The organism is Paenibacillus litoralis (assembly GCF_046244365.1).
GTDB lineage: Bacteria > Bacillota > Bacilli > Paenibacillales > NBRC-103111 > Paenibacillus_V.
Genome location: NZ_CP176395.1, coordinates 7,974,716 through 8,001,243, shown reverse-complemented (window position 1 = coordinate 8,001,243; position 26,528 = coordinate 7,974,716). Strand labels below are relative to the sequence as shown.

The 26,528-nt window shown below is 52.7% G+C and carries 24 protein-coding genes; 21 read left to right on the top strand and 3 right to left on the bottom strand.

Annotated features, from left to right (window positions below):
• Positions 1 to 154: 154 nt before the first annotated feature.
• The 9 genes from ACKGJP_RS33605 (at position 155) to ACKGJP_RS33565 (ending at position 10,253) form a co-directional block, all read left to right on the top strand.
• A complete protein-coding gene (locus ACKGJP_RS33605; RefSeq protein WP_409343076.1) occupies positions 155 to 1,816 on the top strand; it encodes a spore germination protein in 1,662 nt (553 codons plus the stop codon).
• 1 nt (position 1,817) lies between these two features.
• Positions 1,818 to 3,011 (top strand): Ger(x)C family spore germination protein, encoded by a 1,194-nt coding sequence (locus ACKGJP_RS33600; RefSeq protein WP_409343075.1) that lies wholly within the window; start codon positions 1,818 to 1,820, stop codon positions 3,009 to 3,011.
• A gap of 32 nt (positions 3,012 to 3,043) precedes the next feature.
• Positions 3,044 to 3,256 carry a hypothetical protein gene (locus tag ACKGJP_RS33595; RefSeq protein WP_409343074.1) on the top strand — a complete coding sequence of 71 codons (213 nt, stop codon included), beginning with the start codon at positions 3,044 to 3,046 and terminating at the stop codon, positions 3,254 to 3,256.
• A 25-nt stretch (positions 3,257 to 3,281) separates the two neighbouring features.
• Entirely contained in the window at positions 3,282 to 4,373 is a 1,092-nt protein-coding gene (locus tag ACKGJP_RS33590; protein WP_409343073.1) for an endospore germination permease, read from the top strand.
• Between the two features lie 135 nt (positions 4,374 to 4,508).
• The gene (locus ACKGJP_RS33585) at positions 4,509 to 5,249 is read left to right on the top strand and encodes an ABC transporter ATP-binding protein (protein ID WP_409343072.1); all 741 of its coding nucleotides are present in this window, start codon (positions 4,509 to 4,511) and stop codon (positions 5,247 to 5,249) included.
• On the top strand, positions 5,246 to 6,466 hold the full coding sequence (locus tag ACKGJP_RS33580; RefSeq protein ID WP_409343071.1) for an ABC transporter permease: 1,221 nt from the start codon (positions 5,246 to 5,248) through the stop codon (positions 6,464 to 6,466). The genes ACKGJP_RS33585 and ACKGJP_RS33580 overlap by 4 nt, the downstream gene beginning before the upstream one ends.
• 260 nt (positions 6,467 to 6,726) lie before the next feature.
• Complete coding sequence (locus ACKGJP_RS33575) at positions 6,727 to 7,770, top strand: anti sigma factor C-terminal domain-containing protein (RefSeq protein ID WP_409343070.1); 1,044 nt, start codon at positions 6,727 to 6,729, stop codon at positions 7,768 to 7,770.
• Positions 7,771 to 7,893: 123 nt separating this feature from the next.
• Positions 7,894 to 9,015: a hypothetical protein gene (locus ACKGJP_RS33570; protein ID WP_409343069.1), complete on the top strand. Its 1,122-nt coding sequence runs from the start codon at positions 7,894 to 7,896 to the stop codon at positions 9,013 to 9,015.
• A gap of 170 nt (positions 9,016 to 9,185) precedes the next feature.
• On the top strand, positions 9,186 to 10,253 hold the full coding sequence (locus ACKGJP_RS33565; RefSeq protein WP_409343068.1) for a MerR family transcriptional regulator: 1,068 nt from the start codon (positions 9,186 to 9,188) through the stop codon (positions 10,251 to 10,253).
• Positions 10,254 to 10,445: 192 nt separating this feature from the next.
• On the opposite strand, the gene ACKGJP_RS33560 is transcribed toward ACKGJP_RS33565, so the two are convergent.
• The gene (locus tag ACKGJP_RS33560) at positions 10,446 to 11,681 is read right to left on the bottom strand and encodes a sensor histidine kinase (RefSeq protein ID WP_409343067.1); all 1,236 of its coding nucleotides are present in this window, start codon (positions 11,679 to 11,681) and stop codon (positions 10,446 to 10,448) included.
• Between the two features lie 13 nt (positions 11,682 to 11,694).
• Here ACKGJP_RS33560 and ACKGJP_RS33555 point away from each other — a divergent pair, with 13 nt between their 5' ends.
• From ACKGJP_RS33555 to ACKGJP_RS33545, 3 genes are all read left to right on the top strand, one after another.
• A complete protein-coding gene (locus ACKGJP_RS33555) occupies positions 11,695 to 11,964 on the top strand; it encodes a hypothetical protein (RefSeq protein WP_409343066.1) in 270 nt (89 codons plus the stop codon).
• A gap of 469 nt (positions 11,965 to 12,433) precedes the next feature.
• A complete protein-coding gene (locus ACKGJP_RS33550) occupies positions 12,434 to 12,895 on the top strand; it encodes a hypothetical protein (protein ID WP_409343065.1) in 462 nt (153 codons plus the stop codon).
• 60 nt (positions 12,896 to 12,955) lie between these two features.
• Positions 12,956 to 13,252: a hypothetical protein gene (locus ACKGJP_RS33545; protein WP_409343064.1), complete on the top strand. Its 297-nt coding sequence runs from the start codon at positions 12,956 to 12,958 to the stop codon at positions 13,250 to 13,252.
• A gap of 134 nt (positions 13,253 to 13,386) precedes the next feature.
• Here ACKGJP_RS33545 and ACKGJP_RS33540 read toward each other — a convergent pair whose 3' ends face one another.
• Positions 13,387 to 15,678 (bottom strand): helix-turn-helix domain-containing protein, encoded by a 2,292-nt coding sequence (locus ACKGJP_RS33540; protein WP_409343063.1) that lies wholly within the window; start codon positions 15,676 to 15,678, stop codon positions 13,387 to 13,389.
• Between the two features lie 270 nt (positions 15,679 to 15,948).
• Between ACKGJP_RS33540 and ACKGJP_RS33535 the strand changes: the two genes are divergently transcribed.
• From ACKGJP_RS33535 to ACKGJP_RS33505, 7 genes are all read left to right on the top strand, one after another.
• On the top strand, positions 15,949 to 16,890 hold the full coding sequence (locus tag ACKGJP_RS33535; RefSeq protein WP_409347332.1) for an ABC transporter permease: 942 nt from the start codon (positions 15,949 to 15,951) through the stop codon (positions 16,888 to 16,890).
• 57 nt (positions 16,891 to 16,947) lie between these two features.
• A complete protein-coding gene (locus tag ACKGJP_RS33530) occupies positions 16,948 to 17,802 on the top strand; it encodes a carbohydrate ABC transporter permease (protein ID WP_409343062.1) in 855 nt (284 codons plus the stop codon).
• A 30-nt stretch (positions 17,803 to 17,832) separates the two neighbouring features.
• The gene (locus ACKGJP_RS33525) at positions 17,833 to 19,368 is read left to right on the top strand and encodes an extracellular solute-binding protein (RefSeq protein ID WP_409343061.1); all 1,536 of its coding nucleotides are present in this window, start codon (positions 17,833 to 17,835) and stop codon (positions 19,366 to 19,368) included.
• Positions 19,365 to 20,849, top strand: a complete 1,485-nt coding sequence (locus tag ACKGJP_RS33520) for a sulfatase (protein WP_409343060.1) — start codon at positions 19,365 to 19,367, stop codon at positions 20,847 to 20,849. Before ACKGJP_RS33525 ends, ACKGJP_RS33520 begins: the two co-directional genes overlap by 4 nt.
• Positions 20,850 to 20,901: 52 nt before the next feature.
• Positions 20,902 to 21,870: an EamA family transporter gene (locus ACKGJP_RS33515; RefSeq protein ID WP_409343059.1), complete on the top strand. Its 969-nt coding sequence runs from the start codon at positions 20,902 to 20,904 to the stop codon at positions 21,868 to 21,870.
• A gap of 1,044 nt (positions 21,871 to 22,914) precedes the next feature.
• A complete protein-coding gene (locus ACKGJP_RS33510) occupies positions 22,915 to 23,466 on the top strand; it encodes a sugar phosphate isomerase/epimerase family protein (protein WP_409343058.1) in 552 nt (183 codons plus the stop codon).
• Between the two features lie 182 nt (positions 23,467 to 23,648).
• On the top strand, positions 23,649 to 24,566 hold the full coding sequence (locus tag ACKGJP_RS33505; protein WP_409343057.1) for a Gfo/Idh/MocA family protein: 918 nt from the start codon (positions 23,649 to 23,651) through the stop codon (positions 24,564 to 24,566).
• A 20-nt stretch (positions 24,567 to 24,586) separates the two neighbouring features.
• On the opposite strand, the gene ACKGJP_RS33500 is transcribed toward ACKGJP_RS33505, so the two are convergent.
• The gene (locus ACKGJP_RS33500; RefSeq protein ID WP_409343056.1) at positions 24,587 to 24,901 is read right to left on the bottom strand and encodes a hypothetical protein; all 315 of its coding nucleotides are present in this window, start codon (positions 24,899 to 24,901) and stop codon (positions 24,587 to 24,589) included.
• 226 nt (positions 24,902 to 25,127) lie between these two features.
• On the opposite strand from ACKGJP_RS33500, the gene ACKGJP_RS33495 reads away from it, so the two are divergent.
• Together ACKGJP_RS33495 and ACKGJP_RS33490 are read left to right on the top strand one after the other, a co-directional pair.
• Positions 25,128 to 25,838 carry a class I SAM-dependent methyltransferase gene (locus ACKGJP_RS33495; protein WP_409343055.1) on the top strand — a complete coding sequence of 237 codons (711 nt, stop codon included), beginning with the start codon at positions 25,128 to 25,130 and terminating at the stop codon, positions 25,836 to 25,838.
• A gap of 339 nt (positions 25,839 to 26,177) precedes the next feature.
• A complete protein-coding gene (locus tag ACKGJP_RS33490; RefSeq protein ID WP_409343054.1) occupies positions 26,178 to 26,501 on the top strand; it encodes a transposase in 324 nt (107 codons plus the stop codon).
• Positions 26,502 to 26,528: the final 27 nt, after the last annotated feature.

Here is a 26,528-nt window from a genome sequence, read left to right as displayed (position 1 = left end):
TAATATTGTCAAAAGGTAGCCCCGACAAGCGCTTTCGCTTAAAGGGGTTTTTCCCGCTGGATAAATTACCGTATTCTGCATCAAACTAAGGCAACCAAGTCAGAGGCTTTGGAAGTAAAATCCGATGTTTGCATAAAGGGAGAGGGGGAAGGGGATGGGGTTGTTCAGGCTGCTTAAACGAAAGCTTTTCGGGGGAGCAAAGTCCGGCGAATCGGCTCGGCACAAGCCGGAAAGCCGGCAGGATTCAAAGAAGGACGAAGCTGTTGCCGCCGCCTCAGACCTGTCCTCCGAACGGCCCCGACCGGACTCCGGGGAGAAGAACGAAGAGGCCGGCAGAACGCCTGCCAGCCGCATCCTGCAGAAGATCCGCGATGCAATGGGCGGATCTGACGATTTTCTGTATCACGAGTTCATGGTTGGCGGCAGGGTGCCTTGCGCAACGGTTTCGATCGAACACATGATCGACGATTCGACATACCGCATGGAAATATTGGAGCCGCTGCTCGTTCCGGGCTTTGTCCGTACTCCGGAGGAAATATTCAGGCAGGTGGCGGAGCGGGGGCAATTGCCTGTTGCCGTAACCGTCGCAGACGAATCGGCCAAGGTAATCGATGCGATTCTGGAGGGACAAGTTGCGTTTTTCGTCGATGGCGAAGAACGGGTTATGCTGTTTCCGATCCGGCAGGTGGAGAAAAGGCAAATATTCGAGGCGCTGAACGAAAGCGTCATCCGTGGTCCGAAGGAAGCGTTTGTCGAAGACATCGCGACCAATTTGACGATGATTCGCCGCAAAATCAAGACCCCGGCTCTTCAAGTGAAGCGGCTCACGTTCGGGCGTTTGACCCGTACGGCCGTCGTTGTCGTTTACATCGATACGGTGTGCAAACCGGAGCTTGTGGCAGAAGTGAAGCACCGGATGTCCCGAATCGATATTGACGGCGTCTTAAGCGCGAACTACATCGAGGAGTACATCGAGGACAATCCGTACTCCCCGTTCCCTCAAGTCATCTTTACGGAAAGACCGGATAGCCTGGCTGCCGCTTTACTGGAAGGCAGAGTCGGCATTATCGCCGACGGCTCGCCGAATCCGATCATCGTTCCGGCAACGTTCCCGATGATGATGCAGTCGGCAGAAGACTATTATCAGAGGTACATTGCAACGACGTGGATTCGCTGGATACGGTTTCTGTTCCTGATCGTATCGCTGCTGCTCCCTTCCTTATACATTGCGGTTACGACGTTTCATCCGGAGATGATGCCCCCCTTGCTGCTTACGACGGTCGCCGCCTCGCGCGAGAATGTGCCGTTTCCGGCTATCGTGGAGGCGCTTATCATGGAAATATCCTTCGAAGGGCTGCGGGAAGCCGGGCTGCGCATACCCAAAACGATCGGGCAGACCATCTCGATTATCGGCGCGCTCATTATCGGGCAAGCGGCCGTGCAGGCGGGGCTTGTTTCAACGCCGATGGTCATCGTCGTGTCGATAACGGGGGTAGCCTCGTTTATTATCCCGCATTACGAGCTCGGGCTGTCGTTCCGTCTGCTGCGTTTTCCGGTCATGCTGCTTGCCACCACGTTCGGACTCTTCGGAATTATCATTGCCGTCTTTCTCATCTATTTGCATCTCGTCACCCTTCGTTCCTTCGGTACTCCGTATATGGCGCCCATCGCGCCTCTTGACCGCAGGGACCTGAAAGACGTCTTTGTTCGGGTGCCATGGTGGAAGATGATGATCAGACCGCACCTGTTCGGCACGAAAAACCGGCAACGGCTCGTTCCGTCCGGCAGACCGATCAGCGGAGAGGAGGAGGATTGAGGTGCAAACCGGCGCGCGGCAATGGGCCGTTTGCTTTCTTCTGTTCGCCCTTGTTCCGCTTCTGAGCGGCTGCTGGTCCAGAGTGGAAATTAACGACCGCTCGATCGTCACCGGGGTTTTTATCGATAAAGGCAGCGAACCGGGGATGCTGGAGCTGACGCTGGCTTTTCCGCTGCCGAACCGGATCTCGTCCAGTATGCAGTCAGGCTCGCAAAGCTCCGGAAATCCGTATGCCACGGTAACGAAGCAAGGCGAGAACTTCGCGATCGCGCTTCGCAAAATACAGTCCGACTTGACGCGGCGCATCGCATGGGGACATACGCGAATCATCGTCATCGGCCGCGAGCTGGCGGAAGAGGGCATACGGCCGCTTTTGGAGTTTGTCGCCCGGCAGCCCTCCTTTCAGCTCAAAACCTTCGTCATGGTTGCCCCCGGCAAAGCGCGGGAGATTACGCAATTGACGCCGGTCTTCGAGCGCTCTCCATACGAGGTGCTCCGGGAATTCGGGGCCCAGCCTGCGCTGATCGATACGAATGTCCGCGATTTTCTGACGGCGCTGGACGACGAGCCGGATATGTATACGAATTTGCTTACGTTCGGCGAAAATAAAATGGTCAGCGAAAAAGGCAAAACGAGCGGGTGGGCAGGCACGTACGGGTCAGCCGTTTTCCGGGAAGGACGCATGGTCGGAACGCTTGATGTTGACGAAACGAGAGCGCTGTTCTGGATGGACGGCGGGATGCGGAGCGCGGCCATTACCGTTCGGATGCCGGATAACGGAAAGCTGATCAGCGTGCTGTTCGTCCCGGAAAAGCCGGATATTTTAGTCAAGCTGGAAAATGGCGGCATCGTTTATGAGATTATCGTCCGGGCCGTGGGGGATGTCATTTCTTCGGAGTCCAATTTGGATCTGGTCGATCCGGCTAGTCTGGAGCTTATTCAGAAGCGGTTTAATGCTCAGCTGGAAGCGTATATCCGCAAGGGATTGTCCCGAACGCAGCAGCTTCGCTCCGACGTGCTGCAGCTCGGGAAATATGTCGACTGGCGTTATCCCAAAAAATGGAAACAAATCAGCGAGGACTGGCGAGACGTTTATAAAAATGAAGTGAGCTTTCGGGTGCGTGCGGATCTGCAGATTACAAGGCTCGGCAAAGAAACGAACCCGCTTTGGGTAAAACTGAAGCCTGGGGAATAGCCGATCCGGGCGGATAGAAGTGGAGGAACGAGATGGTTACGGTTATCCTGTTCGGCATCGTTGCCTTGTACGAGGGCTTGTTTCTGCATAAGCGGAACCGCAAGCCGAAAACCTATGTCAAGGTGTTTGCCGTCATGTTTGTTTGTTTCTCGTACCACTTCATGCTGGAGTGGTTCAAAAAGCTGCCCAGCCCGAATTTGCTGGTCGAATGGGTGATTGGGCCGATCGTAAGGCTGTTTTCCTGAATCTCGAACGAGAGGAGGCGTTCCCATGGAGCGTATTTCGCAGGCCCAGGTCATTCGGCTGTTTACGATTTATTTGTTTTCGTCGCCGGTAGGCTTTCTGATCGCACCGCTTACGGAATTAGGCGGTTTTCAAGGCTGGATGGGACTGGTTATAGGCTCGGCGGGGGCGCTTCTGGCCGCCTATTTCGGGATCGTGCTGGGACGGATCGAGCCTGCGGGCCAATGGCTGAAGTTCGGCAGCAGAATCGTCGGCAAGTGGGTGCACATTCCGGTTTTGATTCTATTCAGTTTTTTTGCCATACACCTGTGCGCGATCGCCGTCCGGAAATACGTCGATTTTTTCACCTCGATTTACATGCCGGATACGCCTTCGTGGGTGCTGGCGCTCATTATCGGGCTTTGCGCCGCTCTAGCGGTTCGTTCCGGGCTGGAGGCGATCGCGCGCTTTGCGGAAACCATCTTTCTCCTCACGATTGTGCTCGGCGTCGCCATCCCGTTCTTCGTCGGCAAAGAACTGCAAACCGATATGGCGATTGCTTTCGTTACGCACTACGATTTCAAGCGGATCCTTGATTCGAGCGTCTTTACGTTTCCGTGGTTCGGGGAAATGTTCTATATCGTAGTGCTCATGGCGAATGTGAAAGAGCCGCAAAAGACGATGCGTTCCATGACGATAGCCTGGCTGTTCACGATGATGTTCGTGCTAATGACCTGGCTGTTCTGCATGATGCTGTTCGGCCCGAAGCTGAACGCCCATTTAACCTACCCCGTGCTGGAAATGCTGCGGTTTATCCGCATCGGCGATTTCCTGGAGAACGTCGATCCGCTGCTCGTATCTTGGTGGACGATGAGCGTGCTGGTCAAAGCAAGCCTGCTGCTGTACGTGTCGACGCTCGGCGTTTCGCATATCGTCAATGTACGCGACTACCGGCCGTTATCCTTTTCGATAGGGATCTTCATGACGGCGCTTTCGATGGGAATCGCGACGAATTACGGGGAATTGGAACATTTCTTGAACTCTCCGTCCTGGACGACTTATATTTACTTTATGGAATTGCTCCCGGTCTTGTATTTGCTCGTCTATTGGCTGCGCGGCAAAAAGCTTTCGCCAGGCTGAGCCGTATTAGCGTCCGGAATGGAAACGGCTGCGTAACTTATTCGCTCGCGCAGCGTACATATTCGGGTAGATACGGCAGGTGCGGCTCGTACTAGCGGAGCTTCCGTCTACACCGTTTTCCGGAGAGGGGTTTATATGTCAATCGTCGAGGTTTCGATCAATCGGGCCGGATATCCGGGCCGCGAGGGCGTCATAAACGATATTCATTTTACTATTGAAGCGGGGCAATTAATCGGACTAATCGGTCCTAACGGAGCGGGGAAAAGCACCACGATCAAAGCCATTCTCGGGCTGCTTCCCGACGTTGCGGGAACAATCGGCTTTACCGATCCCAGCGGAAGGGTCGCCTATATTCCCGAGCATCCGGTTCTATACGACACGTTGACATTGTGGGAGCACCTGGAGCTGGCGGCTTCCGCTCTGGAGATGGAGACTGCGGAATTCGAAGAAAGAGGCATGATGCTTCTGAAGCAGTTTCGGCTGACCGCAGTCAAGCACCACCTCCCTTCCTCGTTCTCCAAAGGAATGCAGCAGAAGATGATGCTCATTATCGGTTTCCTGCAGAAGCCGGATCTGTACATTATCGACGAGCCGTTCATCGGGCTGGACCCGAAGGCGACGAAAGATTTCATGAACATGCTGCACGAGGAGAGGAAGCGCGGCGCCGGCGTTCTCATGTCGACGCATGTGCTGGATACCGCGGAAAGGCTATGCGACGCGTTCGTCCTGCTTGCTGACGGGCAGCTCGTGGCATCGGGCGATCTGGAGGCGATTCGGGAGCAATGCGGGATGCCGGGCGAATCGTTGTTCGACTGCTTCCATTCCCTGCTGGAGCTTGCCGAGCCGCCTACGGATGGGGGCGATGGAGGACGATGATAACCGTCGGAAAGCTTTTTTGGCGGCGGGTGCGGGAGGACTGGGCGTTCCAGTGGAGCGTATGGCGGCTGGCTGTGGATTGGGTCGTCGCGCTGTATGTCGTCATTCCGGCGCTGCTGTTTGGAGGCTATCATGTTTACTTATGGTGGAAGCAAGCGCCCGGTTGGTTCGACTACATTCCTTATGCTGCGGTAGCAGTCATACTGTACGGGTGGACGAGGGTAGGCACGATCCGTTATTTCGTTCAGGAGGCGGACCAGCTCGTGATTCTGCATACGGCATGGCTCCGAAGGCTGATGCTGCAGGGCGTTCGGTATTCGATCGCCTTTCAGGCGGTAACGGCGGCCGCTGTCCTCGTCTTCCTCTTCCCGCTGCTGCATCGCTCGCACGGCTTGTCGTGGACGGATACGCTCGTGCTGTACCTTCTGCTCGTCTTGTTCAAAATGACCGCGAGTATGCTGCGTCAAGCGGTGTCGATTCGTTTCGCCGGCTTCGGGCGATTTCTTGCTTCCGCAGCGCTGCTCGCAGCCGAAGCCGCTTCGTTCCTGGCGGTAGTGCTTGCCCTTCGCTCGAACGCGCTGATCGGCGCGGCGGCTTGCGTCGTGCTGCTTGCGGCATTCCCGTGGCTGCTTCGCCTCCGGCTGGCGCGGAAGGGCGCATTCCATCATGATGTCGAGCGGGAACGGACGGAACGAATGAAGTACGCCGCCATTATGCTGGGGCAGATCATTCAGAAAAAATCGCGCATCGCCCGCAAACGTCCTCTCCTGTTCCGGTCGTCCAACCGGCTGTTTCGTTCGCGGACTCAGGTTAACGGATTGACGGAGCTTGCGGTGAAATCATTCTTTCGCAGCAAAGCGAATATGAAAGTGTACATCCAGCTGGCCGTAATCAGCTGCGGCGGCATAGTGGCGATACCGGCGGCAGGTAAGTGGATGCTCTGGTTCGGCTCCGGCTTGCTGCTGACCTATTACACGAAGCTGTACGTCAGGGACGTTGGCGCCGAGCCCTTTTTGAAGCTTTTCCGGTGGCAGGACCACGCCGTATGGGAAGCGCGCAAGAAAGCGGTCTTCCTGATTATGCTGCCCGGTTTTTTATTGATCGGCGCGGTGCTTGGTACCGTCGTCTACCCTTGGTGGGGGGCTTTATGGATGACTCCCATTTCCGCCGCGGTCGGTTATGCCGTTGCCGAGACCGTCGGAGCATGGGGGAAGTAGCAGCTGCATATAGGTAATAAATCATGCTTTCGTCAATTGGCGGAGGCATGATTTTTTTATTTTGACGGCTATTTTCGGATGGAACGTCAGGAAGTGTACGGAAGGTGCGTTATATAGGTAGTTGAACCAGAATATGACATACTTAACGGCTGTATGGAAAGAGCGATATGGGCTGCGTATGGGGGAAAGAAGCCGGACGGCGCTAGGACGAAAGGAAAGGCCGTTCGGCGTCGGAAATGGAAGAAGGGATGGAGCCGGGAATGGGAGCGCTGAAGGAATGGAAGAGGACGGCGGTACGCAGGAAGGCGGATGGAGGCGATGAGGAAAAAGCCGCATTTAAAAGCATGCTGTGGAGTACCCGGTTTACGATTTTGACCACAGTTGTCGTTACGATTGCCGGCTTAATGTTGGCAGGCTTGATAGGCATGATGGCATTGGCCGCTTATTATACCATTTCCGGCAAGAGCGCGGAATTCGACCGGCTGACGGCGACGCTGGTCGAAACGCACGAAACCGGGCTGCGCGTAGAGAATGTCAGCACCGGGGCAGCGTCTTTGACCCCTTGGCTTACGCAGCGGACCACGTTAAAGCTTTACCGTCAGGTTGGCTATTGGGATGCCGTGGCAGGGGAGGTTCATGCATCCAAAAGCTTGTTCGGCGACTTGCACTATGAGCTGAGGCTCTCCTCTCCTCATATGAACGCTGCGAAAACGTTCGCTTTCGTCGCTCCGAACGAGCTGCACGGCAAGGGCTCCGCCTCGATCGCGCCTAACGACAGCGTGCGGGTATGGGAGCAGTTGAGCCATATCGGAGACGGTTACGTGGCCGAGATGGCGTTCTCCACCCGCAGCGGGATGGAGCCCGGGCAGCTGCAGCAGAGGCTGAACGGGGTGAATGTCCGGTTGTTGAACATGCCCGTGTACGCGGGGGAATTGAAGGAGATCACCAAGCTTTCCTCCTATTCCAGCTCCGGGAGCGATTACTGGCTGCCGCACTTGAACCTGCGGCCTCTCAAAATCTATTATCAAAGTGGTAGTTCCTTCTCGAAATGGTTCGGCGACGAGGCCTTGCTGCAGCAATCCTTAGACCAGATGTTAATCGATCTCGAGTGGCTTACAGGCGGAGCCTCGTATGAAGGGAAGGAAACCGACAAGCAGCGGCTGGCGTATTTGCGGAATAACGGCGTTATCGTGTACGGAGGGGTCGTAACCGGGCCGGTACGGGAGCTGGAGAAGCTGCGCGAAGACCGTGAATTTCATCATTTTCAGCTGGGGCGCATCGAAGTGTGGAACTGGCAGGATTAGACGGAAGTATTGGGAAATATTACTATGCAATTTCTAATCCTATTTAATCTGTTCTTAAGTTTGGTTTAATCTCGGCGGGGTATCCTTTCTATGTACAATTCGTTACATAGGAGGAGTGATTCGATGAAACGTTCGCACAAAATGATCGCCGCAGGTATTGCCCTCACGCTTGCCCTTGGGGGAGGGGCCGCCTATGCGGCGTCCGACAGCACATCCGCACCGTCTTCAGCCGATCAGCAGCAGAGCGCGAAGCAAGGGAAAGGCGAAGTCAGGGGCAAATTCGCAGCTGAGAAAGGCGTCAAAATCGGCGTCCAGCTGAAGCAGCATCTCAGCATCGCCGCCGATGCGCTCGGCATAGAAGAAAGTGCGCTTCGCACGGAGCTGGAAGCGGGCAAATCGCTGGCTGACGTAGCGCAGGAGAAAGGCGTTGCCGTCGATACCGTTATCGCCGCTCTGACGAAGGAGCTGAACGCCAAAATCGACAAAACGGTCGAGGCCGGCAAGCTGACCGCCGAGCAAGCGGCGACCGCCAAAGAAAAGGCGGCTGCACAAGCGAAGCAAGCCGTCGAGCAGAAAGGGCTGCCGGGCTTCGGCGAAGGCGGTCGCGGCCACGGCAAGCCGGGCGGCGAGAAATTCGGCTTTGTTGCGGTAGGGGGCAAAGGCGCTTCCCTCGATAAAGCGGCTGAAGTGCTCGGCCTTTCCGTCGAGGATCTGAAAAAAGAGCTGAAGGCGGATAAATCGCTTGCGGACGTGGCCAAGGAGAAAGGGATTGCCGTCGATACGCTGACAGCCGCTCTCATCGAGGAGCGGAACGCCGGCATCGACAAAACGGTGGAGGCCGGCAAGCTGACGGCAGAGCAAGCTGTGACCGTTAAGGAGAAAATCGCCGAGCAGGTTAAGCAAGCCGTTGAACAAAAAGGCCTCAAGGGCATCGAAGGCGATCACGGCCGCGGCTTTGGCCCGGGCCCCGGCAAGATGGGAGGCGCGCTGGGTATTCATGCCCCTCTCGACAAAGTCGCCGAAATCGTCGGCTTGTCGGTTGACGATTTGAAGAAGGAGCTGGAAGGCGGCAAATCGATCGCTGATATCGCGCAGGAGAAAGGCATTTCGAAGGACCAGCTGATCGCGAAGCTGCAGGAGCTGACGAAGCCGGCGCTCGAGAAGTTCGTCGACCAGAAGGGCGGCTTCAAGGTAGAGATGAAGAAGAAAATCGAAACGAAGCGGCAAGTGGAGACGCAGGGGTAATGGTGCCTGCTGTTTGAGACCGGCCGAGAGGCGGGTCGAAATTGCCGATAGGAGCGACGATAGGGAAAAGAACCGGCTTTCAGAGCGGTTCTTTTTATTTCTCTCCGGCAGCCTGCCCTTTACCTTTCCCTTGGGTTAAGGTTTACAATAGAGGGGATGGAGGGATTACGGTGAAAATTAAAGAAATGGCCCGGAAGCTTAACGTAACGCCGCGGGCGATCCGTTTGTACGAGGCCAAAGGATTGATTCGCCCCGTTAAAGATTCGCATAATCAATATCGCATCTTCAGCGATACGGACGCATGGCGGCTCCAAACGATCGCGGCGCTGCGCGAGATCGGCGTGCCGCTGGACGATATACGCGGCATGCTGGAGCGGATCGATCAAGGCGACAAAGACGAAGTCGGCCATTACTTGGACATGCAGCGCAGCCTGCTGTTCGCGCAGTGGGCGGAGCTCAAGCAGATGATCGGCACGATCGATTCGATGATGGAGCGAATCCGGCGCCAGGATAAGCTGGACGTAAGCGACATGTATACGCTGGCGGACGGTGCCAAGCGACTGCGCAGCGCGAGAACCGGCTGGTCCGACCGATGGGGCTTCGACAGGCTGGCGGAAACGTACGATGCGGAGCTGAACGGATCGTTCGGCGAGGAGAATACGGCGGGCGTCTATGTCGGCTATTACGAAGCGGCGCTGGACCGGGTCGCGGAGCTGGTCGCCCCCCGGCAGGGCGAGGCTGGGCTTGATATCGGCGCCGGAACGGGCAACCTGGCGGCCAAGCTGGCTGCGGCGGGAGCGGCGATGGTCGGCGTCGACCAGTCGCGGGAAATGCTGAAGAGGTGTGCGGGCAAGGTGCCGGGCCTCGAGACCAAAATCGGCAATTTTCTGGCGCTGCCGTGCTTCGACCAGCAGTTCGATTTCGTCGTAACGAGCTTTGCGTTTCATCACTTGACCGATGAACAGCAGCCGTTGGCGCTGGAGGAAATGAACCGCGTGCTGAAGCGCGGAGGGAGGCTGTGCATCGCCGATTGGATGGCCGATGACAAGGCGCACCGCGCGGAGCTGCTTGCGGCGCTGCGGGAGAACGGTCTCGCGCCCGGCGTCCAGCATGCGGCGGAGGAAGTGTACGCGCTGCGCCCTGCGCTGCTGGGCTGGCTGCGCCGGAACGGCTTCGCTGCAAGCGATGTCGCCGTTAACGGGAGTGCGCTGCGCGTCGTGTTGGCGGTGAAGGAGTAGCGCCGGCAACCGGTTAGGCCCTCCCTCCTGCAGCGCTGCAACGAATGGAGATTGCAGGGGGTGGATACGAGTGCCGGAAGACTAGTCTTCGTGCGCATCCCCTCCATTAGGAGCAAGTAACATTGGGCAATCGCATAGCAAGCCAAAAAATGACGGGCTTCGGTGCCGTCATTTTTGGCGTCTATGCGATTGTCATTCCACGACAGGAAGCGTAAGCCGCACGGTCGTCCCTATATGCTTTTCGCTGAAGACGGTTATGCCGTAAGGATCGCCGAACGTCAGTTTGATGCGCTGGTTCACATTTTTGATGCCGATGTGATCGCCGGGCTCGCTGTAGTCGTGCTGTAGCGCGGAATTGATTTGCTCCGTACGCTCAGGGTCGATTCCGACGCCGTCGTCGGTTATCTCGAACAAGATAAGCTCGTCCTGCACGCATCCGGAAATACGGACGGTTCCTTTTCCTTGTCTCGGTTTCATACCGTGATAGACGGCGTTTTCCACGAGCGGCTGCAGAGTGATTTTCGGTATTTTGCACGCATGGATAGCCTCGTCGATCTCCCATACGACAGAAAAGCTGTTTTTGTAACGAATCAATAAAATTTCGATGTAATGCTGAACGTGCTCAAGCTCCGCCTTGATGGGAATCAAAGTCATGGGCGTTTCGAGAGACAGCCTCATAAGTCTGGACAGGGAAGAGATCATTTCCGATACTTTGTTATCGCCGCCTGTCAGCCGGATGGCATTCCAGTTGATCGTTTCCAGCGTATTGTACAGAAAATGCGGGCTGATTTGGGACTGCAGGGCAACGTTCTGCGCTTGCTTCAATAAAGCGAGCCGCTTGCGCAGCTCCTGCTCCAGCTCCAGGCGCATGCCATGCGACCGGGCGATCGCCGCCGCCACTTGCCGGATTTCATTCAGGTGAGGCTCCTGCTTCTCCAGCTCGACATATGTCCACTTATCGGGATTTTCGACGATTGAAATGATTTTGCGGATCGGCTGGAACACTTTCGTCGCGATCAGCCAGGCAAGAAGAAGCGCGACAGCCAGCCCGGCGGCGAATATGAGCAGCAAATAATTGCGCAGGTACGAATCCTTCTCCTGGTATAGCTGAAGAGGAAGGACGGAAATGATTTTCCAATCATTATACTGAGAGCTCAAGTAGGTGACCGATTCGGTCCTCCCGTTCATATTTTTTTGGACGGGCTTCCCTTCGGTCTCCTCGAGCAGATCTTTCAAAGGGCCGATATCCGACATGGGACGGTTCAAGAGAGAAGAATCTCTATTGTAAAGTACGGTGCCGTCCTTATCGATAATGTAGATGTCCTCGAGAACGTTGTCGCTTACATTATTGATAAATTTGCCGAGCCGCTCCGTATCGATGTTGACGACGACAACCCCCTGTTTGTCCTTTTTATCCGGAGGAGTCATGTAGAAGAGTGAGATGAAGTGCTGGAGCGAATGTTCTCCGGTGTATTGCCTTGCCGATCTTGAAGCGACCCAATATCGGGTAGCGATGGCAATTCATAACGACAAAGTCTTTGTTTTTGCAGGGGATAAAATTAAAGTGTACCGGATCGTTGACACCGCTTTGCATTTCAAGCTCGAAATCACGCGTAAATATGAAGGGTTTGTGCAGTCCTGCCGCATCATTAACGGAAGGCTCTACGCCTGCAACTGGGGCTTGGGAAGATTGACAGATTCGATATTGTGAATGGCGTGCCGTCTAACGAAACGCAATTCAGCGTTGGAGCGCTAGGGAATGCGACGATCGCGTCCAACGGATCGATACACTACCTCATCACATGGACGGCTACCGATAATATTACGCGGCTCGATATAGACGAATACGGGAACGTGTACGGCAGGGGAACATTCACGATTCCCGGGGTTTACCTCCCCCGCTACGCGAATATAACCAATGGAGTGATGACGGTAGGCGGGTACAGCACGATTTTTTCAAAGACCGTCGCTCTGGATATATCATCCGGCACGCCTGTGAAAATCGGCGAATACATCAACATGCCTAGTCATATAAGAGTAGGGGATTATCTCATCGGAGGCGCAGCCGATCAGTCTACGCCGGAGTATAACAGCATGTACTGGAAGTTAGTCAACGGTATACGGTTTCCTGATGGGGCAAGACGGCAAAACGGCTGGCGGTCATCCCGGGCGACTCGCAAATGGGGCAGGAGATCGTCTGCTACTCTACCAATGCGATGAAGAAAGGCATACAGATACCGGTAGATGCAGAAGATTATACGTTCACCGACACGATCCGTTATACGAACATTAAGGATTACTCGGCAGGCGAGGTAATTGCCCGATTCAAAAATTTCAGCCCGAATAGTCTAGGGTGGCTAAAGGTCAACATTTCGTATGCGATCATAAACAATCAGAACGTACCCGGTCAAACGGCTGCGCGAGAATCCGTTTATCAAGCCTTCAAGCACTCCACAGGTAATTGGCAAATGTCGCTGCCGAGGGTCGATGTGGTGCAAAGCAGGGATCTGGCGGTGACGCTCGATGTGTCCGGTCCTGACGCCTATGTTTCCGTAAGCGGAGCGCTGACCAACGCTCTAATCAATATGTCGATACAATTCGATCTGACGGATAAACATATAGGCTCGTTTTATTTTGTGTAGATTGTAGTGCTGTATGGTGGCGGTCTGATCACATGCGTACTGGAGGAAGGATGAAGTGTAGTGGAAATTGGCGTCATTAATACGCTCGCGAACGGCGGCGATTGCTTCGGGCATGTAAGCCGGTTCGGGCTTCATGTTTGCCAGTTGGTTAGTTGGGATACCGGTTTGACTACGCAGGAGGTGGCTGAACAGGTCGTACGCGAGGCGAAAGCGGCGGATGTACGGGTATGCGCCATGTGGGCGGGGGTGCCCGGACCGGCTGAATGGAATTTCACCGAGGGACCGGTTACGTTAGGCTTTGTACCGGAAGCATACCGGGATGCGAGGATAGACGCGCTCAAGAGTACAACGACATAAAAATCCCAAAAAAGAACCTTGATATATCAAGGTTCTTTTTCATTTGGGGAGAACTTCTTGTCGTTTTTTTCATGACATGAAAATCCCGCTATAACGTACGAGCGACATGAGCGTTTCGCACCAGAGGTGCTTATTTAGATGGAAGCATCGCCTTCGCGCATGCTGCTCTCCGGACTCGCTGCGTGCATTTTGCGAAATTCGCCGGGCGTTACCCCGGTAAATCGTTTGAACATGCGGATAAACGAGTTGACGTTCTGATAGCCCACATTTGTAGCGATTTCTACGATTTTATGATCGACATGGCAAAGCATTTCTTTGGCTTTTCTCACACGGAGGTCGTTTAAACAGTCGCTGATGTTTAGGCCGGTTTTGTCTTTGAAATAGGTGGATAAATAGTTGGCGGTAATGTTCAGATGCTCGGACAGCATGTCCAACGAGATATCCGTATTGTAGTGATTCTCTAGATAATGAAAAACGTAGCTAATAATCGGATCGCGATTTTCCGAGGCTTTTTTTAAACCATGTACTGCCGACTGAAGCAGGTTCTCGAACCATTTTTCAAATTGCCGATAGGAGTAAAAGCCTTTGATCTGTTTATAGACAAGCTCAGGGGCTTCGCATTCATTCAAAAGCCTGCCGTTCACCTTCATGATGATCCGATTCAATAGATCCGCCGTTTCCAAAGCGAAAGTCGCTACCGTCTCGGCGGTTTCCTGGTTTTTCTCCATCTGCTCCAGTATGCGTTTCATCCATAAAAAGGCGGCTTCTTCGCTGCCGGAAGTCAATTTGGCCTCCAGCTCATGCTCCTGCAGCCCCGTAAACGCGAATTTCGGCTGCTTAGCCGGACTTCTGTCGATGATTTGGATTTCGTCATTCAGTACGCGCATGCCGATCCTGATCTGTACCTGCTCATACGCTTTCGTAAAGTGGGAAGAGTCCGGATAGATGTCGCTCAAGGCGATGGTCGGAATACAGGATGTACGGTCGGCCTCAAAAGGCCTTATGATTTGTTCAAGCGTATCCGCAACATCGGCTTCATCCGGATTGACGGATACAACGGACAAAATCCGATCTTTCTCCGTCTGAAAGGTAACCGTTTCTTTATGGTTTTGCGTAAGCGTTAAATCGATATACTCCCGAAAGAAATAGAGCTCCTTATTCGTACCGTCTTGCAGCCGGGCCTCTGGCTCTTCTTTAAACCTGAAACGGAACAGGATAAAAACGAATGGCTTGTCCGTCTCGGCCAAGTCGCCGAAATCATGCGCATTCATATAGATTTCTTTGATCCGGTTCGTGAAAGCGTAGGTGCGCAGCAGCGAATTTTTTTTGACTAAATCGTTATTAATGTTCTCGTTCGATTCGAGGATTTGACCGATTTTGCTGCTGAGCAGATCGAATTCCTGAATACGGCTGTGCAGCGGCTTAACCCGGTTAAGCTGCAGCACGGACCGGATCATTTTTTGAATCGGGTTATTGAACCGAATGGTAAACAGGACGGATGCCCCGATACTGATTGCAACCGATACGATAAGCAGGATGACAAGAACGCTATTCAACTTCAGCAGCTGCGATGAGATGCTTTTGGCCGGGATGATGTTCACGTACGTAAAACCGGTTTCCGGACCTTTTTGATAGAAAAAGTAGTCGGTTCCGCGCTTCGTCCATCGTTCCCCCCACTCGAAAGATACGGGGATATCCGTTCTTCCGTTCAAAGCGGAGGAATAAATCAGCTGCCCGTCTGCGTCCAGTATATAGAACGTTCTATTGATGGAAGCATGAAGCGACTGGAAAAGCCGGTCGGCATCCAGCATCGCAATCATATACATATCGTCGACGAATTTGGATTTGACGATGAGCGGCAGAAGCGTTCCTTTCGAATGGTTTGCCTGCAAAGCGACCTCGACAAACGGCGCGGAAGGCAGCATGCGGCTGTTGTAGGATTCCTCGAATTGCCGCTTCCAATATTCGGGCGGATAGCGGTCGCTTTTGTAAAACTTCGCAAACATCGTTTCCGCCTTGTTCGTTCCTTCCTTCTCCAATACCATGTCATTCCGCTTGAAGTAAAGGATGATGTTGTCCAAAAATAGAAACGGATTCGATACCGAGGCCTGCAGCTCTGCGCGCACGGCGCTCATCATGACATAATCGGTCCGTTCCGTCATTTTTCTGAGAGCGCTTACCTTATCGTTGATATAAAAATTCAGCAAAGTCGTTGAAACAAATTTGAATTGCTTTTCGTAACCGGCAACGGCCGTCTCCAAATTCGCATCGTTATACTTGATGATTTCATCGTAGATTTTGTTTTTTAGAATGAAGGAAGAAAAGAAGGCAAACGATACCAGCAAACCGATAATCGTCAGGAAACTGATCAGCAGCATGGTAAATAGCGATTTCGATTTCCACATCGGTACAATTTTCTTCATCATAAATGCGGCCCCCAATTTGTCGGCATACAAAGTCTTCGTTCTCCGAGCCCCGTTTATAAAACAATCCTAACATCGTTATACCAAGCCAACAATATTCATTTTCTTTGAAACGTCTTCATCCACTCCGTTTTTGGTGAGAACGCCGATGCGCAGGTAGAGATGTCAATATCTTTAGGAGACCGTGTCTGTTACGCTGAGGCTGCTTGAGCTAACCCGTAAGGGAAAGGAGGAGGAGCTTTGGGAGGCAAAGGTAACAATGGGGGTCTGGGCTTGGCATCAACAACGGGCGTATCAGCTGCGGCAAACCGATCCGGTTTAAGGCGGCATTGGCGGCGAAGCAAATATTTGTGGCTTTTATTTTTTCCGTGTTTGGTGTATTATCTGGTTTTTAAATACGCTCCCATGTTCGGGCTTGTCGTTTCGTTTAAAGATTTCAACGTGTTTAAGGGGATTTGGGCAAGCGAGTGGGTCGGCTTTAAGTACTATTCTATGTTTTTTGAGAACCTCGATTTTTTTAAGCTGATTCGAAACACGTTTTTGCTCGGCATTTACAAGCTGCTGTTCGGATTTTCGGCACCGATCGCTTTTGCGCTGCTGCTTAATGAGGTCAAGCATGCGTTCTTTAAACGGTTCGTACAAACCGTCAGCTATTTGCCGCATTTTATATCCAACGTAGTTGTGGCCAGCATGGTGATTATGTTCTTGTCGCCTACCGGAGGGATTGTAAACCGGTTCATCAGCGTTTTCGGATTCCAGCCGGTCAACTTTATGATGGATAAAGAACTGTTCCGCGCCATATACGTCATCTCGGATATTTGGCAGCACATGGGCTGGTCGGCGATCATTTATTTGGCAGCGCTCACAACGATCGATCCGCAGCAGTACGAGGCCGCCGAGCTTGACGGCGCCAATCGCTGGGGCAGGCTGCTCCATGTGACGCTTCCCGGAATTGCGCCGGCGATCGTCATCATGTTCATTCTGGATGTCGGGCATATACTCGATATCGGCTTTGAGAAAGTATTCCTGCTCTACAACCCGGCCACATACGAAACGGCCGATATTATGAGCACTTACGTTTATCGGATCGGACTTGTCCAAGGCAATTACAGCTACGCTGCCGCCATCGACTTGTTTACGAGCATCATTAGCTTTGTTTTTGTATTCTCCGCCAATTATTTGAGCCGTAAAGCCGGGGAAAGCAGTTTGTGGTAAAGGCGCCGGCCGCTGCGAAAACGCAGGTTTTGAAATCATGACGATCGGGAGGTTCTTGTGGCGAAAAAGATAACATGGTTCTCCGTCCTCAATTCGATGATTATGCTGGCCGTCATTGCGGCTACGTTATATCCGTTCGTTTACATGGCCGCCGTATCGCTGAGCGACAATATACATGTCATGAAGAACGATGTGATGTTATGGCCCAAAGGGCTGAATGTCGAGACGTATAAGGCCGTGTTCCGCAACGGCGACATTTGGACGGCATACCGCAACACGATTGTTTATACGGCGCTGGGCACTTGCTTATCGCTGCTTGTGACCTCCATGGGCGCCTACGCCTTATCCCGCAAAGACATGAGCTTGCACAAAACGTTTACGTTTCTTGTCGTATTCACGATGTTTTTCGGCGGCGGCATGATCCCGACCTTTCTGGTTGTGAAATCGCTTCACCTGATGGATACGATTTGGGCCATGCTGCTGCCCGGCGCGGTCAGCAGCTGGAATCTGATCATGATGCGCACGTTTTTTAGCGGGATTCCCAAAGAACTGGAAGAATCGGGGCGCATGGACGGCTTAACGGACATCGGTATTTTTTTCCGTATTGCGGTCCCGCTTTCTCAAGCGGCGTTCGCCACGATCGGATTATTTTATGCGGTGGGGATTTGGAACAATTTTATGCTGCCGCTCATGTATTTGCGAAATCCGGACTTATTCCCGCTTCAAGTTATCTTAAGAAATATTGTACTGGCTGGAAGCGCTTCGGATCTATCGAATGCGGACAATCTCGTTATGGAAGATTCCTTGAAGTTTGCCACGATTATGGTATCGACGCTTCCGATCCTCCTTGTGTATCCGTTCCTGCAAAAGTACTTTGTCAAGGGAGCTTTGATAGGAGCTGTAAAAGGATAGCGAAAATTTGACGCAGGAGATGAGCAACTCATGAAGAAGACGATATCGCTGCTAATGGTTTCCATAATGGCCGTTCTGCTGATTGCCGGATGCAGCAGCGAACCGAAACAAGTTCCAAAAGGCGATGAGAACGGAGAACAATCCGGAGCGGTCCGGAAGATTGACAAGAAATTCACGATGCTGACCTCATCGAATCCGACGTTCCCCTACAAGAAAGAATGGCCGATTTGGAAATGGATCGAGGAAAAAACCGGTGTGACCTTCGATGTCACGCTTCCTTCCGGCACCTTGAACGATACGATCAGCTTGACGATGGCATCGGGAAGTTTGCCCGATCTGATCTTCATGAGCTCAACTTTGGCCAATAAGTACGGGGAACAAGGAGCGCTTGCGAATATACTTGACTACGTCGATTCGATGCCGAATTTCAAGAAATGGATCGAAAGCTATCCGGAAATGGCAAAGCGAGCAATAAGCGCGGACGGCAAAATGTATATACTCCCTAATCAGGGGTTCGGAGAAACGAACCGGAATATTTGGTTGTACCGCAAGGACATATTCGACAAGCATGGGCTGAAGGCACCCGACGACTACGAAGAATTGTATGCCGTTATGAAGAAGCTTAAGGAGCTTTACCCGGATACGTATCCGTTCGCTTTCGACCGCGGGCAAACGCTGGATATTTTGACGAATATGTCGGCGAATTTTGAAACCTTTAACGGCATGTACTATGATTTTGACAAGAAAGAGTGGAAATACGGCCCGATCGAAGACAGCTTCAAAACGCTTATCGAATACATGAACCGATTCTACAAGGAAGGGCTTATTCCGCCGGACTGGATGACAATGCAGACGAAGCAGTGGCAGGATTTGATTTCGACTAACAAAGCGTTCATTACCGCCGATTATATTGGACGAATCGATTTGTTCAACCCGTCGATGCGTAAGGACAATCCGCAATTCAATCTGGATTTCATGGCCCCACCTGCGGGAACGCCGGGCGGCAAGCGGCAAAATCCGAACCTTCAAGTGGTTGACGACGGTTTGACTGTCGCTTCGACGTCCAAAAACATCAAAGATGTCATGAAATACATGGATTTCTTTTATTCGGAGGAAGCCCGTGAAATGAGCAGCTGGGGAAAAGAAGGGGAAACGTTCACGGTTGAGAACGGCAAGAAAAAATTTGTGCCCGGTTTCACGTCCGTACCGGACCTCCGTGCCAAAACCGGGATGGCTACGAACGGCACTTACACATGGATCGATTACGATGCGCATATTTCCTTATTCTCCTCCCAATTGCAAAACGCGTACACGGAAGCACGCAAGTATGATATGCCCTTGCAGCCGCGGCCGGCTTTCAACGCGAAGGAGAACGAGGTTTTGTCATTGACGGGCGAGGCGATCAAGAAGCATCTGCAAGAGAACGTGGCGAAATTCGTTATGGGCGATCGCAGCTTGAGCGAGTGGGATAAGTTCGTAACCGAGATCAAAGGGCTTGGCTTGCAAAAGATGGTCGATGTTTATAAAGAAGCTTATCAACGCGGGGAAGAGGTGCAGCTCAAATGAGGGCCATCATGGTCATGTTTGATTCCTTGAACCGGCATATGCTTCCCCCATATGGCTGCGAGGATATTCATGCTCCTCATTTTGCCCGCCTTGCAAGGAAGACCGTGACGTTCGACAACAGTTATTCGGCAAGCCTCCCTTGTATGCCTGCGAGAAGGGAGCTCCATACGGGAAGATATAATTTTCTTCACCGAAGCTGGGGGCCGCTCGAGCCGTTCGACGATTCGATGCCGCAGCTTTTGCAAAATGCCGGCGTTTATACGCATCTGATCAGCGATCATTACCACTACTGGGAAGATGGCGGGGCCACCTACCATAATCGGTATAACAGCTGGGAAATCGTCCGGGGACAGGAAGGGGATCCGTGGAAAGGCGAGGTGCTGGACCCCGCCTATCCTGTACAAGCGATTGGCGTTAATGCCAATACGCATGTCAAGCATGTCCGGCAGGATTGGATCAACCGCAAGCATACGCAGAAGCCGGGCAGTCATCCTCAATTGAAAACGTTCGAGCTGGGACTTGATTTTATCCGGTGCAATCATAAAGAGGATCAATGGTTTTTGCAGGTCGAAACATTCGATCCGCACGAGCCTTTCCACTCTCCGGAACCCTATAAAAGGTATTATGAGCACGATTACGACGGACCGCATTTCGATTGGCCCGCTTACAGGAAAGTGCAGGAAACGTCCGAACAAGCCGAACACTGCAAGCTGGAGTATTCGGCATTAGTCACCATGTGCGACGAGCAATTGGGGAAAGTGCTGGACTTGATGGATGAGTACGATCTATGGGAAGATACGATGCTTATTGTCAACACGGATCACGGTTTTTTGTTGGGCGAACATGATTGGTGGGGAAAGGTCGTGCAGCCGTTCTATAACGAGGTCGTCCACACGCCGCTGTTTATTTGGGACCCTCGCAGCAAGAGGGCGGGAGTACGATGCGACTGCCTGGTGCAGACGATTGATTTGGCGCCGACCTTGCTGGATTTTTTCGGGCTGGATATTCCCGGCGACATGCAGGGGAAATCGCTGAAGGAGGCGGTTGCAGACAACAAGACTGTACGCGAAGCCTGTCTGTTCGGCGTGTTCGGCGGACACGTCAATTGCACCGACGGCCGGTATGTCTATATGAGACAGCCTGCGCAGCCTTTCAATGAAGACTTGTATGAATACACATTAATGCCGACTCATATGAAAGCGCCTTTTCGAACGGATGAGCTGCGATCGGCAAAGCTTGTTTCCCCGTTGTCTTTTACGAAGGGGTGTCCCGTATTGAAAGTGAAATCCGGAGGGTTTGTCCCTCGGACCGGCTACGAGCACTTGTTCACCGGCAACTTGCTGTTCGATTTGCAAGACGATCCCGGACAGGCTAACCCGTTGCAAAATCGAGCTCTTGAGGAAAGAATGATCGCCATATTGATCCGGCTTATGCGAGAGAGCGATGCGCCGGAGGAGCAGTTTGCCCGACTGGGTCTATAAGCGCTAGGTTAGAAAAAATTCATTTTATGGCATCATAAAGGGGTTTGCACATATGTGGATAGCATACGCTTCAGCAGCGGCCATTTGTTTCGGACTGCGGGGCATCTTGTACCAATGGACCTCGCAAAAACCGCTCGACCGGAGCCTGATGCTGTTCGGCGTTTACTTATTCGGAACAATCGTCTCCTTGACGGCAACGTCGATCACCGGCCAGCCATGGACGGAAGGCGCGCTGATGGGACTTGTTATGGGCTTGTTTTCCTACATTTCGAACGCCTCGATGTACAAAGGCTTCGCTGTCGGCAAAACATCGCTCGTTGCCATTATTACGGCGTTGCCGGCCGTTGTCGTCATTGTAGGGGCATACGTCTTATGGCAGGAGAAGCTTAACTTCGGCCAAATCATTGCCTTCGTCGTCATTTTGGGCGGGATTGTTATGATCCGCTATTCCAACGAACTGTCGTTCTCCAATCTGAACGGCGTGCAATGGGCGATCATCGCAATGCTCGGTTTTGCCGTTACCGACTTGTCCTCAAAGCAAGCGACGATCTGGAACGGGTTTACTTTTCCGACACTGACGCTTATGTACGGGACGGGAACGGCTATGTTCTTCTCAACCTGGCTGCGCAGCGTCTTGAAGGCTAGGCCGGCAAAGGCGTTGTCCGTTGCCGGCCGTTCATTCCAATTGGCGGCCGCCGAAGCGGCCGTCTCCAAGCTGGCAGGTACGGATGACGAAGAGAAAACGGCGGTCCTGCCTGCCGTGGAGGATGACCTGTGGCCATACGGAAAAACGGTGGTTTGGGGTATGGTTGTCGGAATAACCAACATATCCGGGATGGTTTTGCTTATGCCCGCTTTCAAGTATGGCGTAACCGGTCTCGTTTCGGCAATTAGCGCTATGAGCGTCGTGCTCATCCTGCTTTATGCGCGGCTTATTCTCCGCGATCCCTTCAGCCGCATGGAAACGGCAGGGGCGCTGTTGACGCTCGCCGGAATCGTCGTGCTCAGACTGCTTGGATGACGGCGATCCGTTTTGGTTTGAACGGAATGTTGGGGACATAGGGAAATCTTGATTTCAGCAGAGACGAAAATAATAGAGGAAGTTGCTTTTTGTACAATAATGGAGGACGTAATAGGTCTACTATAAAGCAATTAATGAAATCGTATGCGAAAAAAAATTTCCAGCTTTTCGAATGAGTCGCTCCCCATAGTCTTAAATCGGAGCTTAGTTTGACGGGGCACTGGACTTGAATTAAATTTAGCGAAATTGAGTGATTAGCATGAAGGGTTACAAACTTGTGCTACCTCCTTGGATTTCTGCGGAAACTGGCAGCGAGATCAATGTCTACTTTGATATCCTGATCACGGGCGATCAGGTTATTCCAGGGTCAGGTTCTTATCGTTAAAAGGGTCAAGTTCTTGTTGCGGACGAACGACAAGAACTTGACCCTTTTGTCGAAGTAAAGTGAAGGTGGCTAACCTAACGGGCAGTGTATTTGAATTTGTGAGATTGAGCGGGCTTTCTCGTGATGAGGATGCTCCTTTTTATTTTGAGTCATTAGTCCAAGCATTTCTCCCTATTATCGAATCCAATATAAATAACGAGAGTTGGGAGGCGATATTATTGGGCTGTTCTTGTCACAAAAAACACGGAGGCAGTTCAACGGCTAAAACGAGTTGTTTCTGCGAAAAGCAGAACCCTTCTGCGGTTAAATCAAGCTGCTCCTGCAAAAGAAAAAGCACAGTAAAGAGGGCATGTACATGCCAAAATAGAGCGCGCTTTGCTTATCTTGCTCGATCTGTAGATCGTTACTTTGCCTTATTTGTGAAAGGAAATAAGGTTTATTCAGTGCGTATCCCCAAGAAGAACTTTATCGGGCTTCGCAAGGAGGGGCATCCAGTTCTTACAAAGATTGATCCAACGAGGTTGCGCCGCTGCAGTTTCTATTAGATTTTGGAATGAAGGGTATCTAATATTACAATAAAAAGTGATCGGTTGCCTTTGTTGTATAATTGTATCTTTCTTGATTGTCGGGATTTTCATGTCGCTAATGAGTATATTTTCTTGTCGTTGTACTTCAAGCGATGGGTCGATTTTGCCGTCCGTATCGGGGCGCCGGCGATCATTACGCATTGCGGCTTCATACCGGAAAACATGACTGATCCCGCTTATCCGGCGGTCGTAGAGGCGATCCGGGAGGTTGCCGAATATTGTGATAGGCTTGGCATCGGGTTCTGGTTCGAAACCGGGCAGGAAACGCCTATTGTTCTGCTCCGCACGATCGAGCGGGTCGGGACATCGAACCTTGGCATTAATCTGGATCCTGCCAATTTGATTTTGTACGGGAAAGGCAATCCGATTGATGCACTTGATGTTATCGGCGGTTATGTCCGTAACGTCCATGTCAAAGACGGCTTTTATCCTACGAACGGAAATGCTCTTGGACGCGAGGTCCGTACGGGACTCGGGAAAGTGAACTTTCCGTTATTGATCAGGCTGCTTAAGGAAAGAGGCTTCAGCGGAGAACTCATAATCGAGCGGGAAGTGCACGGCGAGGAGCAGGAGCGGGACATCCGGCAGACGGTGGACGATTTGAAAAGCTGGCTTGAGGTTTGAGACATCGCTTTTTATGATGCTTGTCTTACGATGGAGTCGTGTATGTGCTTCGTCCGGTGTGCGGCGAAGGGCAAACCGGCTCCATTACATTTTATGAGAACAAAGGAGAGATAAGGTGAAAACGAAAGTCGGTTTTATCGGCATGGGTGAAATTGCCCGCGCTCATTGATCAAGGTTGGGCAATGCCGGGCGTCGAGACTACCGCCATTTACGATATCGATAAGGACAAAACGCAGGAGGCGGCCGTCTCATTCGGGGCAAAGGGCTTCGAAAGCACGATGGAGCTGCTTGATAGCGGTATCGACGCGCTGTTCGTCTGCTCCCCGCAGTTCGCGCGCGACGATACGGAAATCGAAGCGGTATCCCGCGGTATTCACGTTCTTGTGGAGAAGCCACTCGGGCTGGACTTGGAGCAGGTTATCCGGAAGGAAAAGCTGGTACGGGAAAGCGGGGTTATCCATTCATCGGGCTACTGCCTCCGCTATTTGGATACGGTGCAGAAGGCAAAGCGCTACTTAGAGGATAAGCAGACGGACATGGCGCTAGCCTATCGATTCGGCGGCGCTCATGTGCCGGCATGGTGGCGGCGGGTGGAGTTGTCCGGCGATCAACTTGTCGACCAGACGACGCATCAGATCGATCTGATCCGCTATTTGGCAGGCGAGATCGACGAAGTGTTCGCCCAATTCGACATCCGGGCGATCCGGCAGGACGATTCTGCGGCTACGATCTATGATGTCGGGACGGTCGCGCTGCGGCTGGAAGGCGGTGCCGTCGGAAATGTCAGCAATACGTGCACGCTGCCGCAAGTGGTACGCTCCGAGGTAGAGATCACGGGACGGAACTTTTATGTCCAGTTGAACGGCAACAGCCTGCGGATCGTGGACGATCGGCAGGACGTGACGGAGTTGTCCCGCATGGATTTCTACATGGAGCAGGACCGTAGGTTCATCGACGCGGTGCAGAGCCGCTCTCAGGAAATGGTGCTTGGCAGCTACACGGATGCGCTGGAAACGCTCGCCGTCACGCTGGCAGCGAATGAGTCCGCGGCAGTTCGCAAGCCGCTCAAGCGTATTGCGGGAACCTGCCTGTTCGAATAGAATGTCTGGGATCGATTCGTTTATCGCCTGCGATCCGCCGCAAACACGATGAGACCGATCAATAAGCAGATCATCGAAGCCGCCCATAATACGCCGTATCCCGCGATGAGCAGCGAGTTGTTTTCGGAGGCCATTCCGTCTTGGCTGCGGTCCGGCGACAGAATGCCTAGGAAGCCGGCTGCCGCGAAGCTGAACAGCAGCAGGTGCGTGAGTATCCAGGCAAAGGCGGTTTTTTTGTGAATGAACCAGAGGCCGATGACTACGGCAAAGGCAACCGCCATGACGATTCCGAATCCGAATTTAAGCAGCGGGAGTACTTCTTCTTCCATTGGCATAAGAGAGGGCCCCTTTCCTGATTGATCCCAATAATTGGCCTGGGCTTGTCTACTAGACGAGAAGGAAAGGGAAAAGTTGCATTTTCGCTTTTTTTGGAGGCTTTGCCGGCATTAACGGAAAGCTGGAATCAGGCATCCTCATAAAAAAAGGGATTGAGCTTCACCTTAGGTCAACGCTTACGATAAAGTTGTCATTTACGACAACACGAAAGCGAGGATTTCCATTATGCCATCCCACGAAGAGATTTATGCCCGCCATGCCGAGGGGTACGAGAAGCTGATAGACGGGGCCGACTGCGAAGGCAATATCCTTGCGCAGCTTCAGGATATTTGTCCGGCTGAGGGGCTGGATGTCGTCGATCTGGGGGCGGGAACAGGACGCTTTGCGCGTCTGTTGGCCCCTGTCGCGAAGTCGGTGACCGCCGTCGACCGTTCTCCGGCGATGCTGGCCGTGACCGAAGCCCGGCTAAGAGCAAGCGGTCTGAACAACTGGCGCACCGTGACCGGCGATCACCGGTCGCTGCCGCTTCCCGACCGGAGCGCCGATCTGATCGTTTCCGGATGGAGCGTCTGCTATATCGCCAATTCGGACGTATCCGGCTGGCGGGACCATTTGGCCCAAACGATCGCCGAAATCAAGCGGGTGCTCCGCCCGAACGGCACGATCGTGCTGTTTGAGACGCTTGGCACCGGAACGGAAACGCCGCAGGCGCCGGACATCTTGCGCGGCTACTACGATGCGCTCAAGCGCGAATACGGTTTTTCCCATACGTGGATCCGTACGGACTACCAGTTTGAAGACGGCAAGGAAGCGGAGGAGCTGACGCGATTCTTTTTTGGAAACGCGCTGGCGGATCGCGTAGCGGCAGGGGAGTTCCGCAAAGCCGGATTCGTGCCCGAATGGGCGGGCGTATGGTGGCTGCGGATGTGGGCGTAGTAGTAGGCTGTATTGGTGGGGGATAGGGGGTAAGGATAGGGGAGAGGCAGAGGTAAAGGCAAAGACAAAGGCAAAGACAAAGGCAAAGGCAAAGGCAAAGGCAAAGGCAAAAGCAGAAAATGATAAGCTATACCTGGCTATCTACGAATATCCCACTCAGATACGCCACATAGTGAACACGGGTTCATTATTAGTGAATCAAAGTTCACTATTTGCCCCGTGTTAAGGCCTTTTTTGCTGCATAGTGAACCAAACGTCACTAAATCTCTTAAGCCCCAAAATTGGAATGGAGTCATCACAGTGAAATGAATTACACTAGTGATGAGGGGGATGAGTCCTATGAAGAGTACAACCATCTACGATGAAATGCGAATCAAGGTAGCTCAGGAAGCTCTTGGTGGAACCCGGGTTGCCTACTTAGCCCGCAAATACAGCGTTACTCCTAAAACCATTCACAACTGGGTGAAGTTTTACAAAGAAAGGTACGGAGATGAAGCCGTCCTTTCCGTTGAAGAGCGAATTTCGGACTCCAAGCGTGTTCAGGAGTTAGAAAATAAGTACGAGAAGGCCGTAAAGTTGCTCGGGGAAAAAGACTTAGAGATCGAAATTTTACGTGACCTCGTAAAAAAGACCAACCCCGCTTACAAGACAAAATCGAAATAGCCGACAAATATATAAAGCGGGGCTATC

Bases quoted from the DNA above. Each gene is read 5' to 3' on its own strand.
- ACKGJP_RS33585 (WP_409343072.1), top strand. From the start codon at position 4,509: ATGTCAATCGTCGAGGTTTCGATCAATCGGGCCGGATATCCGGGCCGC.
- ACKGJP_RS33540 (WP_409343063.1), bottom strand. From the start codon at position 15,678: ATGATGAAGAAAATTGTACCGATGTGGAAATCGAAATCGCTATTTACC.
- ACKGJP_RS33515 (WP_409343059.1), top strand. From the start codon at position 20,902: ATGTGGATAGCATACGCTTCAGCAGCGGCCATTTGTTTCGGACTGCGG.
- ACKGJP_RS33505 (WP_409343057.1), top strand. From the start codon at position 23,649: ATGCCGGGCGTCGAGACTACCGCCATTTACGATATCGATAAGGACAAA.
- ACKGJP_RS33590 (WP_409343073.1), top strand. From the start codon at position 3,282: ATGGAGCGTATTTCGCAGGCCCAGGTCATTCGGCTGTTTACGATTTAT.
- ACKGJP_RS33555 (WP_409343066.1), top strand. From the start codon at position 11,695: ATGAAGTGCTGGAGCGAATGTTCTCCGGTGTATTGCCTTGCCGATCTT.
- ACKGJP_RS33580 (WP_409343071.1), top strand. From the start codon at position 5,246: ATGATAACCGTCGGAAAGCTTTTTTGGCGGCGGGTGCGGGAGGACTGG.
- ACKGJP_RS33605 (WP_409343076.1), top strand. From the start codon at position 155: ATGGGGTTGTTCAGGCTGCTTAAACGAAAGCTTTTCGGGGGAGCAAAG.
- ACKGJP_RS33490 (WP_409343054.1), top strand. From the start codon at position 26,178: ATGAAGAGTACAACCATCTACGATGAAATGCGAATCAAGGTAGCTCAG.
- ACKGJP_RS33575 (WP_409343070.1), top strand. From the start codon at position 6,727: ATGGGAGCGCTGAAGGAATGGAAGAGGACGGCGGTACGCAGGAAGGCG.
- ACKGJP_RS33525 (WP_409343061.1), top strand. From the start codon at position 17,833: ATGAAGAAGACGATATCGCTGCTAATGGTTTCCATAATGGCCGTTCTG.
- ACKGJP_RS33500 (WP_409343056.1), bottom strand. From the start codon at position 24,901: ATGCCAATGGAAGAAGAAGTACTCCCGCTGCTTAAATTCGGATTCGGA.
- ACKGJP_RS33570 (WP_409343069.1), top strand. From the start codon at position 7,894: ATGAAACGTTCGCACAAAATGATCGCCGCAGGTATTGCCCTCACGCTT.
- ACKGJP_RS33495 (WP_409343055.1), top strand. From the start codon at position 25,128: ATGCCATCCCACGAAGAGATTTATGCCCGCCATGCCGAGGGGTACGAG.
- ACKGJP_RS33595 (WP_409343074.1), top strand. From the start codon at position 3,044: ATGGTTACGGTTATCCTGTTCGGCATCGTTGCCTTGTACGAGGGCTTG.
- ACKGJP_RS33550 (WP_409343065.1), top strand. From the start codon at position 12,434: ATGGGGCAGGAGATCGTCTGCTACTCTACCAATGCGATGAAGAAAGGC.
- ACKGJP_RS33560 (WP_409343067.1), bottom strand. From the start codon at position 11,681: ATGACTCCTCCGGATAAAAAGGACAAACAGGGGGTTGTCGTCGTCAAC.
- ACKGJP_RS33520 (WP_409343060.1), top strand. From the start codon at position 19,365: ATGAGGGCCATCATGGTCATGTTTGATTCCTTGAACCGGCATATGCTT.